General features: G+C 51.9%; 10 protein-coding genes. 6 read left to right on the top strand and 4 right to left on the bottom strand.

Going from position 1 to position 12908, the window contains the following annotated elements:
• Positions 1-171 precede the first annotated feature (171 nt).
• Together ABFZ83_RS00050 and ABFZ83_RS00045 are read left to right on the top strand one after the other, a co-directional pair.
• A complete protein-coding gene (locus ABFZ83_RS00050; protein WP_411817391.1) occupies positions 172-1620 on the top strand; it encodes a coniferyl aldehyde dehydrogenase in 1449 nt (482 codons plus the stop codon).
• Between the two features lie 15 nt (positions 1621-1635).
• Entirely contained in the window at positions 1636-3246 is a 1611-nt protein-coding gene (locus ABFZ83_RS00045; protein WP_411817390.1) for a GMC family oxidoreductase, read from the top strand.
• Here ABFZ83_RS00045 and ABFZ83_RS00040 read toward each other — a convergent pair.
• The 3 genes from ABFZ83_RS00040 to ABFZ83_RS00030 are packed head-to-tail and all read right to left on the bottom strand — an operon-like array spanning position 3243 to position 6263.
• Entirely contained in the window at positions 3243-4202 is a 960-nt protein-coding gene (locus ABFZ83_RS00040) for an alpha-L-glutamate ligase-like protein (protein WP_411817389.1), read from the bottom strand. The genes ABFZ83_RS00045 and ABFZ83_RS00040 overlap by 4 nt on opposite strands.
• Positions 4202-5749 carry a UUP1 family membrane protein gene (locus ABFZ83_RS00035; protein ID WP_411817388.1) on the bottom strand — a complete coding sequence of 516 codons (1548 nt, stop codon included), beginning with the start codon at positions 5747-5749 and terminating at the stop codon, positions 4202-4204. The genes ABFZ83_RS00040 and ABFZ83_RS00035 overlap by 1 nt, the downstream gene beginning before the upstream one ends.
• Positions 5739-6263, bottom strand: a complete 525-nt coding sequence (locus ABFZ83_RS00030; protein WP_411817387.1) for an ATP-dependent zinc protease — start codon at positions 6261-6263, stop codon at positions 5739-5741. The genes ABFZ83_RS00035 and ABFZ83_RS00030 overlap by 11 nt, the downstream gene beginning before the upstream one ends.
• Positions 6264-6498: 235 nt before the next feature.
• Between ABFZ83_RS00030 and glmS the strand changes: the two genes are divergently transcribed.
• From glmS to galE, 4 genes are all read left to right on the top strand, one after another.
• Entirely contained in the window at positions 6499-8325 is a 1827-nt protein-coding gene (gene glmS, locus ABFZ83_RS00025) for a glutamine--fructose-6-phosphate transaminase (isomerizing) (RefSeq protein WP_411817386.1), read from the top strand.
• Positions 8326-8425: 100 nt separating this feature from the next.
• Positions 8426-9577: an AGE family epimerase/isomerase gene (locus ABFZ83_RS00020; protein ID WP_411817385.1), complete on the top strand. Its 1152-nt coding sequence runs from the start codon at positions 8426-8428 to the stop codon at positions 9575-9577.
• On the top strand, positions 9574-10620 hold the full coding sequence (locus ABFZ83_RS00015; protein ID WP_411817384.1) for a mannose-1-phosphate guanylyltransferase/mannose-6-phosphate isomerase: 1047 nt from the start codon (positions 9574-9576) through the stop codon (positions 10618-10620). Before ABFZ83_RS00020 ends, ABFZ83_RS00015 begins: the two co-directional genes overlap by 4 nt.
• Positions 10621-10627: 7 nt before the next feature.
• Complete coding sequence (galE, locus tag ABFZ83_RS00010) at positions 10628-11662, top strand: UDP-glucose 4-epimerase GalE (protein ID WP_411817383.1); 1035 nt, start codon at positions 10628-10630, stop codon at positions 11660-11662.
• Here the strand turns inward: galE and ABFZ83_RS00005 are convergent.
• Positions 11659-12627 carry a complex I NDUFA9 subunit family protein gene (locus tag ABFZ83_RS00005; protein ID WP_411817382.1) on the bottom strand — a complete coding sequence of 323 codons (969 nt, stop codon included), beginning with the start codon at positions 12625-12627 and terminating at the stop codon, positions 11659-11661. The genes galE and ABFZ83_RS00005 overlap by 4 nt on opposite strands.
• Positions 12628-12908: the final 281 nt, after the last annotated feature.

The raw sequence follows: 12908 nt of genomic DNA, 5'->3' as shown, positions 1-12908 counted from the left end.
CGACTTTGACCGAAACGTCTAAACGGAACCGTTTCTAGTGTCCCGTAACAGAACGCAGCGCAGAAAATGTGCTAAACTCCGGTCGCTCTATATGTTGAACAATGTAGACAGGTGATCTGCTTGTTCTAGAGTCTCAATAACCATTCGGACTTCCGTTGAGAGGAGCGACCCATGCCAGCTGATACCGCTCATGTAGAAAATCCTAATCAGACCGACGGCGAACGCGAGTTGGAACGCCTTTTCGCGCTGCAAAAGAATGCATATAAAACTGCGCCCTATCCCAGCTATGAAGAACGCATCGCAAATCTCGACCGGCTTATTCGGCTAACGGAAGCGAACGAAGAAAACTTCATTGATGCGATCAGCAAAGATTTTGGTAATCGCGCGCGGCACGAAACGATCATCGCGGAAATCGTTGTAACCGTTTCTGGTGTCAAACACGCAAAAGGTCATCTAAAAAAATGGATGCGACCGCGCAAAGTATCGACGCCGCTGCACATGCTTCCCGCAAGAAGCCGCATTGAGCCACAACCGCTTGGCGTTGTCGGCATAATCTCACCTTGGAACTACCCGCTACAGCTAGCCTTAGCACCAACGGCTGCGGCGCTTGCTGCGGGCAACCGTGTGCTGATCAAACCAAGCGAATTGACGCCGCATTTAAGCGAAGCCTTAAAAAACGCAGTTTCGTCTGAATTCGACGAAACGGTGTGCGCGGTCGTGACTGGCGGCGTTGAGACCGGACAGGCATTTACAGAAACACCCTTTGATCATTTGCTGTTTACGGGATCGACGCCCGTCGGCATTCGCGTCGCGCAAGCGGCCGCGAAAAATCTCACGCCGGTGACATTGGAGCTCGGCGGAAAATCCCCGGCCATTATTGACAAAAGCGCGGATATCGAAAAAGCGGCAAGATCAATCGCACATGGCAAAATGATGAATGCAGGACAAACCTGCGTCGCGCCGGATTATGTGCTGACGCCACGTGATCAGCGGGACAAAATCGTTTCAGCGATTTCGGATTCGGCGCGGACGATGTTCCCGGAAATTGACACCACCCAGGATTACACATCGATCATTTCTGACCGGCATTTTGACCGCCTGATTTCATTGGTTGAAGATGCGAAAAAGAATGGAGCGGAGGTCGTTGAGGTCGGTTCTTCGAATGCACTGAACCCGCAACGTAAATTACCGCTGACAATGGTTATTGATCCGCCAAAAGATTCGGCTGTGATGCAGGAAGAAATTTTCGGTCCGGTTCTCCCCATTATTTCGATCACCGATGAAAACGAAGCGCTCGACTTCGTCAATGAAAGAGACAGGCCATTGGCGCTTTATTGGTATGGCGACGATAATGAGGCCCGCGACCGCGTGCTTCAAAAAACGGTCTCAGGTGGAGTTACAGTAAACGACACGCTATGGCATGTAGCGCAAGAGAATCTGCCTTTTGGCGGCGTCGGGAAAAGCGGCATCGGTGCCTATCATGGTGCGGCAGGATTCGAAACCTTCTCGCATATGAAGCCGGTTTTCTATCAAAGCAAGTTTGCCAATGCGTCGCTTCTACATCCGCCCTACACTGAGAAAACTGACAAAATTCTCTCTTTCGTTCGGAAAATTCTCTAAGCACGGGTGAAAAAATTGAGCGAAGAAATAGAAAATATCGGCACGTTTGATTATGTCATCATCGGTGCCGGATCAGCCGGTTGTACCCTTGCAGCAAGACTAAGCGAAGATCCAAACGTTCGTGTTTGCATCCTCGAAGCGGGCGGACCAGACAAACACCCATTTATCCATACGCCTATTGGGTTTGCGTTTTTCGGTGAGAAAACACCGTTAAACTGGCATTTCGAAACAACGCCCCAGCGCCATTTGAACGGGCGCAACGGGCTACAGCCTCGTGGCCGCACGCTGGGCGGTTCAAGCTCGATCAATGCGATGATCTACATTCGCGGATCAAAAGAAGACTACAATAGATGGGCCGACAATGGCGCAACGGGTTGGTCCTGGGATGACGTTCTGCCTTATTTTTTAAAGGCGGAAAATAATGAACGCGGAAAGAGCCCCCATCACAATAATCAAGGTCCACTGTCGGTATCGGATCTTCGGTTTAAAAACCCTCTATCAGATGTTTTCCTTGAGGCCTCGCGCGAATTGCAACTACCGGTCAATGATGATTTTAACGGACTGACCCAAGAAGGCATGGGGTACTACCAAGTCACCCAACGTGATGGACAGCGTTGCTCTGCGGCGGTCGCTTATCTGCACCCAGCGCGCGACCGGAAAAATGTAACGGTCATTACTGACGCTCATGCAGAAAAAATATTGCTCGACAATAGAAAAGCAAAAGGCGTTGCCTTTGCACAAGGTAAGAAAAAGCGGTCGGTTCTTGCTAATCGCGAAGTCATCCTTGCTGCGGGCGCATTCCAATCGCCGCAGATTATGATGCTTTCCGGAATTGGTCCCGGCGACCATCTAAAGGAGAACGGTATCAATGTTGTTCTCGATCAAAAAAATGTCGGAGAGAATCTTCAAGACCATCTGGATTGGACCGGCCTTTATAAGGCAAAAACACCCCATTCCGTGGGTATGTCGCTCAGCATGGCCATGAAAGCATTGCCGGCTTTATCCGCCTACAGAAATAGCAGAAGCGGGTTGTTTACCAGTAACCTCGCGGAATGCGGCGGTTTTCTAAAAACCGATCCGTCAGAACCAGAAACCGATGTTCAGATTCATTTTCTTCCCGCATTGGTCGACAATCACGGACGTAAAAAACATTTTGGCGGCGGGATATCCGGCCATGTTTGCGTTTTACGGCCCAAATCACGCGGCACCGTTCGGCTAAACTCACCGGACCCGGTTGACGCACCCGCGATTGATCCGAATTTTTTGAGCGACGAAGATGATCTCATTCGTCTTAAAAAAGGTGCTCGAATCGTTGAGCGTATTTTCGACGCTCCGTCGCTCAAAGAAATTCGCGGCAAACGGCTTTATCTTGATGAACCTGCCGATGATGCAGCGCTGGAAGCCGACATCCGGGCGCGGGCCGACACAATTTATCATCCGGTCGGCACATGCCGCATGGGTAGCGACGCGGAGTCGGTCGTAGATCCCGACCTTAAGGTGCGCGGGATCGATGGATTGCGGGTCGTCGATGCGTCAGTCATGCCGCTTCTTGTTTCAGGAAACACAAATGCGCCGACAATCATGATCGCGGAAAAAGCCGCTGACCATATAAAAAAGGGCAATTAAGCGCCGATAGGGTTTAGTTCGATCGCGAGCTCTTTCGCGATCTTTACGCGCTCCTTGGCCGTTCGGTTCGTTGCTGACAATGACATCGCACGTTCAAGGACTTCACGCATACCGCGGCGATTTGCGATCTGAATTGAGATGCCGGGCCGTGCATTCAACTCCAATAATAGCGGCCCTTTCTCGCGATCAAGAACCACATCGACACCGATATAGCCGAGCCCCGTGACATCATAAGACTTGGCAGCCATCAAGAGAATATCCTCCCAATAGGGGGCCTGAATATCCTCAAGCGGGTGTGCCGTATCCGGATGAATATCAATCAACCTGTCAAACTGCATCGCCCGCGCCGTAAGACCCGTCGCAATATTGACGCCAACACCGACGCCGCCTTTATGCAGATTTGCCTTGCCGTCGGATTCGGCGGTTGGCAAGCGAACCATTGAAAAGATCGGAATTCCTTTAAGAACAATAAGCCTTATATCAGGAACGCCCTTATAGGAGACCTTGCCGAAAATATCGTCAAACTTCACACGATATTCGATTAGCGCTTTGTCTGGCTGTCCGCCGAGTGAATACATCCCCGACAACATGTTGTTGATTTGGAATTTGATATCATCAAGATCAACGCGGCGCCCCGACGATAATCGCCATCCGCCCTTTAACGGCCCCTCAACAACGAAAATACCTTTGCCTTGCGACCCTTGCGCAGGCTTGATCACAAATCCATCGGGGTGATCCATAATTTCCGGGAGGCGTTTCATATCCCGGGCATCTTTAATCACACCGTAAAGCTCGGGCGTCGGTATTCCTGCCGCCGCCGCGAGGGTTTTTGTCACTTCCTTATCGTCAACCTTGTAGAAATATTTCCGCGGGTTGAGCGCACTCACATATCGGACATTTCGTTCATTTATTCCGATGACCCCATTTTTCCTGAGTGCGCGATAGGTGTTGTACATCAGGAACCTACAAGCGCGCGGAAACGCCAAAGCTCAGACAGACGCAGGCCGGTATAACGTCCCATCATCACGCATAGCCCCATAAGAACCAGCAGCAATTCCGGGAATTGATACATTAGATATTCGACCTGATCATTGCTCATGGCGAGATAGGTGATCGACGCCACCGCCAAGCTTCCCATCCCCTGTTTGATCGCCTCCCCTGCGGAACTCTCTTCCCAAACAATCGACATACGTTCGATCGTCATTGTCAAAATGACCATTGGGAATAGCGAAATCGAAAGGCCAATTGCCTGATTGGCACCGGTCATCAAAAGGGTGATGCCGGCCATGGCCATGACAATGAAGATCAGGACCACCGCCAATCTGGGCACAAGGAGTAAATGCAATCGCTCCAGATAAAACCGCAAGCTAAGCCCCAACACAATTAAAAGCGTGAATAGCAATATCCCGTTTAAAAGGGCCGTCTCGCGAAAGGCGATCCCGATCAACACCGGCATGAAGGTGCCCAGCGTTTTAAAGCCAATAAATTGCCGCAGAAATACGAGAATTGTGATCCCGACGGGGATCGTCAGCAATACTTCGTACACGAGTTGTGTTGTTAAAGGCAGGCTATTGAAACCGATCGCCCGGCCCATTTCGCCTAACCGGCCCGGTGCATTTCTCGCGATGGAACTCGCTTCTGCATCACGTGACCGCAAGGCGATTTGAACATCTAAATTCTCGACGCCGCGTGCCGCCACAAGCGGATTATCGCCATACCAAATTGTGAAAAAGCGGTCGGGATTTCCATCGGGGAAATATCGAAAATCTTCTCCATCGATATGATATTCCAGCCACCGATGGGTCTCGACCCGGCGACGCGCTTCGGCAAGATAGACACCGCCCGCTATGCGCGCCGGAATGCCCTGAGATTGCAATAGCTGCCGAGCAAGTTGCAATCGGCCCAGCGTTCCCCCATTGTTATCCAATAGGGCTTCAATCTCATCCGCATATTGTTCGCTATTGGCGCGATTATCGAATGTTTCTTTGATCGCAAGATCTGCAAATGACCGATCATCGGCGGAGCGCTGGCGTAAATTTCCGGACCAGACAATGAACGCCTGACGTTTAACGCTATCGGCCTCATAGGGCAGCGCGCTTGTTGGCGACTCGCGAAACCAGACCGGCAATGGTGTTGATTGCGTTTCCCCCAAGGTCTGCGCCGCATAGCGCAAAACCTTGCGATTGGCGGGATAGCGATAGGTCCAGACGGCTTTTCTGTTTCGCGTCGCCGCCTCACCTGTGAGGCTCAGGCCAAATGAACCATTGTAGAATTCTTCTTGCGGAAACGTTCGTTCAACGTCCGAGGCCGGAATATAACTCTCAATTCGGGCCGGTTGGTTTTGTCCTTCAAATTCGATGTAGATCTCGAAGTCCCAAAGCGTTGCGCGTGCGCCGGGTACCAACGGATAAGAAAGGGCAATCGCCTTTATAAAAAAGATCCCCAAGCCAATTGCGATAAGCGCGATGGCCAATAGGGACGCATGGCGAAGACTAGTCTTCATTCGGTCTTTCGCACTCCTGCTCCGCCATGAATGTCCGACTGGAGTCGATCAAAACACGATTGGCCAAAAACTCCCTGCCGATAAGAATCTCATATTCGAATTCGCCGCGATCAGCGAGATTGATTTCGGCCCGGCCCCATCGCCCGCCAACGCATAGCGGCAAGTGAATTACGGGCCGCCTGATGACCCCACCTGTTTTCGTCTTGATGTTGGCGAACCGAATTACATTCTGGTCGTAGCGAATGGCGCGACCATCCTTGCCCACCAAACGAAACCGGACCCAGTTATCCCGCTCGCCGCGCTTATAGACTTTGACGTTATAGGCGTGAACCGAGCTCGTATCCGCGCCCGAATCCAGCTTGCCTTTCATGGCAAGGCCAAGATTACCAACAGCAACATTTTCGATGTAACCCAGAACTACCGGTTCACCACGGGCCTCTTCCTCGGCGATTGCCGGGGAGCAACATGCCAAAATCGCAGCAATTGTCCCGATAATTGAACGGCTATTAAGCATTTAAACCTACTCCTCAGGTTAGCATTCATCGGCTCAGCGGGCGATCCAATATCAAAGCGGGTTGTAAAGTAAACAACCTCTGACTGTACTATAGGCGAAACCAGCCTTAACAAACGGACAGACGGGAAAATATCGGAAAATAATCGCGCAATTCGGCCAGATTTTTGCTTTAAAATGGACCATCCGGTCCGCTAACGATGTTTGCAAGGGCGATTGGACAGGAGAAAAAGGATTTATGTGCGGTATTATTGGTGTTCTCGGCTCTTCCGAAGCAGCCCCGCAAATTCTAACCGGTCTAAAACGGCTGGAATATCGCGGCTATGATTCGGCCGGAATAGCGACCATATCCGACGGCACGCTTGATCGCCGTCGCGCGCCGGGCAAGCTCACCAATCTTGAAACTGCATTGTCCGATTCTCCGCTCAAAGGCACCGGCGGCATTGGCCATACCCGTTGGGCCACGCACGGTGCGCCCAATGAAACGAATGCGCACCCGCATGCGACCCACCGTGTGGCGGTCGTACATAATGGCATCATCGAAAACTATGCCGAGTTGCGGCAAGAGCTGGAAGCCAAGGGCGTCGTTTTTGAATCCGTCACCGACGCCGAGGTCTGCCCACAGCTAATCACGCATTATTTGGAGACGGAGAATTGCACCCCGGTCGAAGCCTTCCGCAAGGCAATCGAACGAATGCGGGGCGCATTTGCCTTTGCGGCGATATTTTCCGGCGAAGATGACCTAATGATCTGCGGCCGAAAAGGCAGCCCGCTTGCGATCGGTCGCGGCGATGGCGAGATGTATCTCGGCTCTGACGCCTACTCCCTTGCGCCTTTCACGAACCGCATCATCTATCTCGAAGAGGGTGACTGGGCCGTTATCAAGCGCGAAAAATTAAAGATATTCGACGAAGCGGGAAATCCGGTTTCAAGACCTGAAACGGTTTCTTCTGCCTCGCAAGGTCTGGTCGATAAAGATGGCCACCGTCATTTCATGGCCAAAGAAATTCACGAGCAGCCGGAAGTCATCGCCCATACAATTTCGCGCTATATCGACGGCACATCAAAGACCATCAACTTGCCGAATGGCGCGTTCGATTTCGCCAAACTCGACCGGTTGACGATTTCCGCATGCGGTACCGCCTATTATGCGGGATTAGTGGCAAAATATTGGTTTGAACGTTGGGCGCGTCTGCCAATTGAAATCGATGTCGCCTCTGAACTTCGTTATCGGGATGTTCCGTGGACTAAGGATGGCGGGGCTTTATTCATTACGCAATCTGGCGAAACCGCCGACACCCTTTCTGCCTTACGCGAGGCACGCAAAAACGGGCAACAAATCGCGTCCGTCGTCAACGTTCCCGAATCCTCTATCGCCAGAGAGTCCGACATCGTTTTCCCGATGGCTGCAGGACCGGAAATTGGCGTCGCCTCAACCAAGGCATTCACCTGCCAGCTCGCTGCCCTTGCTTGTATCGCCATCGCCGCTGGGCGTCAGCGCGGAACACTCTCGGCCGAGGAAGAATCCGAACTGGTCTCCGGCCTTTTGGAGATTCCCCGTCTCGTCGCAGAGGCGCTCAAGCAAAGCGACAAGATTGAAACGATCGCGCGCGATATCGCAAAAGCTACGGGCATTTTCTACATTGGTCGCGGTGTCTCCTATCCGATGGCTTTGGAAGGTGCGTTGAAATTAAAAGAGATCTCCTATCTCCACGCGGAGGGCTACGCCTCAGGTGAATTGAAGCATGGGCCGATTGCGTTGATCGATGAAAACCTGCCTATCGCTGTCATCGCGCCAGTCGATGCGCATTTCGAGAAAACCGTCTCGAATATGCAGGAAGTCATGGCCCGAGACGGCAAGGCGCTTCTAATCTCCTGCAAGGACGGGATTGCCCGGGCCGGTGAGAAAACATGGGCAACTATCGAAACGCCTAAAAGCCACCCATTGCTATCGCCCATCGTCTATGCGGTTCCGATTCAGTTGCTCGCCTATTTTACCGCATCCACAAAGGGAACTGATGTCGATCAGCCGCGAAACCTCGCAAAATCGGTGACGGTCGAATAAGACAATAATGAAACCGTAACTTTGTCTTTATGATGCTAAGCGATTAGAACCCTGTCATACCGTTTCGATAAAGTTTGCCGTTAGAAAAATGCAGGCCAGAATGAAGTCGCTTGAACAATCAACGCAAAGACTCCTGACTTGGTTCTGCACCGATGTCCTGCCGCTTTGGATACAAAACGGCTATAATGACCATGATGGCGGATTTTACGAAGCACTCAATTTCGACGGAAGCCCGATCACGAACCGACCACGCCGGGTCCGCACACAAGCAAGGCAAATACACAGCTTTACCCAAGCCGCTCTACGGAATTGGGGTGATGGCGCTGAGGATCTCGCCGCCAAAGGTTTTTCCTATTTTGTCGATAAAGCCTGCCCCGATATGGCGAAGCGCGGATGCCTCCACCTAATCGCTGATGACGGCACCATCATTGATGACCACCGCGATCTATATGATCAGGCATTTTTGCTGCTCGCCTGTGCGTCGCGATACCAGGCCACGAAGGACGCTCAAGCAAAGGAACTTGCGGACAACACCATAAACTTCATGGACGCAGAATTAGGTAGTGCGGATGGCGGTTGGTTAGAAAGCTGTCAATTTGAGCTTCCGCGGCGGCAAAATCCGCACATGCATTTATTCGAAGCTTTCACGGCTTTGTTCAACGCGACGCATGACGAACGATATTTGGAATATGCGGATAAAGTCTACAACCTGTTCCGTACACGGTTTTATGACAATGATCACCATGTCATCAGAGAATTCTTTGATAATGAGTGGCGACTAGTCGAGGCCGCCGAAATTATCGAGCCGGGACATATGCTGGAATGGGTGTCTTTATTGTCTGCATATGATAAATGCCGCGGCACAAACAACACAGAATTAAGCACCGCGCTTTATGAAGCGGCAATAGAAATTGGGTGCGATTCAAACTTTTTCCAATTCGTCGATAACAAATCAAAAATAGATGCGCCGGACGAACACAGCGCCAAGCGCCTATGGCCGCAAACCGAGTTTCTGCGTGCATCGCTGATTATGGGCGGAAACGGTGATGAGAAGGCAGAAGATCGTGCTGCAAAAATCATCGACGGCTTTTTCGATACCTATTTTGATGTTGATAAAACCGGCCTGTGGAACGACGAATTCGATGCTGCAGGAAAACCAATTTCTAAAGATGTACCGGCGAGCATTTTATACCATATAATCGAAGCTGTTATAGCCGTTGATGACTACCGAACAAAGGGGACGACGCCGTGAAGATTCAACCTGTGATTATGTCCGGTGGATCGGGAACGCGGCTTTGGCCGCTTTCGCGTCGTAGCCATCCCAAACAGTTTTTGAATCTGGTTTCAGATCATTCTCTTTTTCAGGATACTGTCCTTCGCCTGTCTGGTGACGCTGATCTTTTTTCTTCACCCCTCATCATTGCGGGCAAAGATCACGCAGCATTGGTCGAAAAGCAATTAGCCCAGATCGGCGTCAAAGCGGCCGATATTATCCTAGAGCCCTGCCCCAGAAACACGGCGGCTGTTGCTGCTGTCGCCGCGGCGTGGACTGCGTCGGAAAATCCCGATGCGCTTGCACTCTTGGCACCTGCTGATCACCACATTGAAGACACTGCCTCCTTCCATTCAGCAATAAAAGATGGGGCCATTGCCGCGTCGAACGGACGTATCGTAACCTTCGGGATCAAACCGACACATCCTCACACGGGTTATGGATATATTCAGTCTGGGGATGATTATTGCAAGAATGTGTTTGAGGTTGCGGCATTCAAAGAAAAACCCGACCGAAAAACCGCAGAAACCTATATCGCCAAGGGCGGCTTTTACTGGAATGCGGGTTTGTTTTTGTTCCATGCAGATGCGATGCTGACGGAACTTGATCATCACGCCGGTGAAATATCAAAGGCCGCTAAACAATCGCTCGAAAAATGCGGAACAATCGGCACCGCGAAAATTCTAGACAATACTATCTTTTCGCAATGCCCTAGCGATTCCGTCGATTATGCGATTATGGAGAAAACCGACAAAGCAGCCATCATCGCGCCTGTCGATATTGGTTGGAGCGACATCGGTAGCTGGAGCGAAGCAAATAGCGAAGACGGTGACCACGTGGTTGCCGATTGCCAAAATTTGACCATTCGATCCGATGGCCCGATGATCAGCGCTGTTGGCGTCGAAGATTTGATTATCGTTGCTACGGGTGATGCCGTCTTGGTTGCGCGAAAGGACTCGGCCCAAGATGTGCGAAAAATCGTAGACGAATTAAAGCGGCGCGGCCGCGAAGACCTGTTGTGAGTTTCATATGAGCCAAAGAGTCGTCGTCGCCGGAGGCGCGGGATATATCGGAAGCCATGTCTGTGTCGAACTCATGTCGAGAGGCGACCAGGTCCTTATTATTGATGATTTTTCAAACGCACATCCAGAAGCCGTAGAACGAATTCGCGAACTTTCGGACAACGACCTAACCCTCCTGCACCGGGATCTTGCCGACCCTGCACATAAAGACGACATCATAAAAGCTGTTACATCATTTAAACCAGACGGCGCGATTCACCTCGCGGGGCTCAAGGCAGTTGGTGAGTCCGTTGCTGAACCGGCGCGCTATTATCGCGTGAATATCGGCTCTGCACTGACAATGATTGAAGCGCTCGAAGCCGCAAATGCAAAAACGATCGTCTTCTCATCGTCCGCTACCGTTTACGGCGAGGGTAACCCGAATCCAGTCAATGAGGCGGGCAATGCCGCGCCGACCAATCCCTATGGGCGTACTAAATACTTTATTGAAGAGATGTTGAAGGACCTCACGAAGGGTGACCCCGAATGGCGGGTCGTCAATTTGCGGTACTTCAATCCGGTTGGCGCACACCCCTCCGGCCGAATTGGCGAAGACCCAAACGGCATTCCCAACAATCTCTTTCCATTCATGGCGCAAGTCGCTGTCGGCAAACGCGAGAAATTATCCGTATTCGGAGATGATTACCCAACGCGCGATGGTTCCGGTGTGCGCGATTACATCCATGTCTGCGACCTTGCCAAAGGCCATGCGGCCGCGCTCGATTTCCTCGCGCAGGAAAGTTCAACTGGTGCAACTGACATCAATCTCGGTGCGGGCCGAGGCTATTCGGTGTTAGAAGCTGTTGCTGCGTTTAAACGCGCGTCTAACCGGGAAATTCCATATGAAATAACCCCCCGTCGGGATGGCGACATCGCAGAGATCTACGCAGACGCCTCTCGCGCTGAAAATCTGCTCGACTGGCGTGCCGAAAAAACCATAGACGAGATGTGCGCCGACCATTGGCGCTGGCAAAGCCAAAACCCGAACGGCTATAAATCTTAGGCTGCTTTTTCCGCAAACTGCCCATACCGACGATACCGCACCATATAGGACGGCAGGATGGACTCGACCGTTTGTGGTTCAATCCCGAGGTCTGCTAGCGTGCCAACGCCCGCTTCCGCACTGACAACATTATCCTGTTTCAACAGCTCGACCTGATCACGGGTTAAAGGCGGTTCAACAAAAGGCAATGCCCCGGCGATTTCGCCAAACAAGCCCATAAGCGACGCAATCGGAAACGGCACAGGCACCAAAAACCGCTTTTGCATCGTCTCCGAGATCATGAGCTCCATCAGTTCGCGGAAAGTATAGGTGCGCGGTCCACCAACCTCATAGATGCGTCCCGCAGCGTCCTTGCGAACCAAGGCTTCACAAATCGCATCGGCGACATCATCAACATAAACCGGTTGGAACTTGGTTTTGCCGCCCCCAATTAGCGGTAGCGCAGGCGTGTATGACGCCATCGTCGCAAATCGATTGAAGAACTCATCCTCGACACCAAAAATGATTGATGGACGGATTATTGTCGCGGTTGGAACCGATGCCAGCACCGCCTGCTCGGCATCCGCCTTGCTCTTGGCAAACAAGCTCTCGCTCTGAGCATCCGCGCCAATGGCAGAGACTTGCACTAAATTCTCGATGCCGGCGTCGGCAGTGAGTTGCGCAATATTCGCAGCCCCCGCAGCCTGAACACTATCGAAACGCTGCTTACCGGATTGGTACAACAAACCAACGAGATTAACGACAGCATCCGCGCCCCGCAGGGCCTCAGCCACAGAGCCCTTATGGCGGACATTGCATTGCTTCAATTGAATTTGACCGACAGCACCCATCGGGCGAAGGAATTGCGCCAGATGCGGGCGGCGAACAGCGACACGCACCCGCCAGCCACGCCGCGCCAACTCGCGCACAACATTCCGGCCAAGAAAGCCTGATCCACCAAAAACGACCGCCAATTTGCCTGTCACGCCTAAGCCTCCGTCAAGTCCGCCTAATTTCGCACGGACGACATAAATTTTCGACTGGACCTATCCGAATTTTCGGGCCGGGACAATTACCCCAAATGACGCGATTTGCTGGATTTCAGGGATTTTTGCTGAAATCCGCGCCAATTCCATATTTTGGCGTGTTTTCCACAGCTTACCCACGCGATTGAGCCATTTTCGTCAATTGACATCGCCAGCGCGCAATTCTACATCAGCCGTCCTTCACCTGCCCAGGTGGCGGAATTGGTAGACGCGCCAGCTTC

Source organism: Hyphococcus formosus, assembly GCF_046736345.1.
In the GTDB taxonomy this organism is placed as follows: domain Bacteria; phylum Pseudomonadota; class Alphaproteobacteria; order Caulobacterales; family Parvularculaceae; genus Hyphococcus; species Hyphococcus formosus.
The sequence above is the reverse complement of the archived record's forward strand: the minus strand, read 5'-3'. Positions and strand labels throughout refer to the sequence as shown.

Coding starts and splice junctions, on each gene's coding strand:
- ABFZ83_RS00050 (WP_411817391.1), top strand. CDS start 172: ATGCCAGCTGATACCGCTCATGTAGAAAATCCTAATCAGACCGACGGC.
- galE (WP_411817383.1), top strand. CDS start 10,628: ATGAGCCAAAGAGTCGTCGTCGCCGGAGGCGCGGGATATATCGGAAGC.
- ABFZ83_RS00040 (WP_411817389.1), bottom strand. CDS start 4,202: ATGTACAACACCTATCGCGCACTCAGGAAAAATGGGGTCATCGGAATA.
- ABFZ83_RS00030 (WP_411817387.1), bottom strand. CDS start 6,263: ATGCTTAATAGCCGTTCAATTATCGGGACAATTGCTGCGATTTTGGCA.
- ABFZ83_RS00020 (WP_411817385.1), top strand. CDS start 8,426: ATGAAGTCGCTTGAACAATCAACGCAAAGACTCCTGACTTGGTTCTGC.
- ABFZ83_RS00035 (WP_411817388.1), bottom strand. CDS start 5,749: ATGAAGACTAGTCTTCGCCATGCGTCCCTATTGGCCATCGCGCTTATC.
- glmS (WP_411817386.1), top strand. CDS start 6,499: ATGTGCGGTATTATTGGTGTTCTCGGCTCTTCCGAAGCAGCCCCGCAA.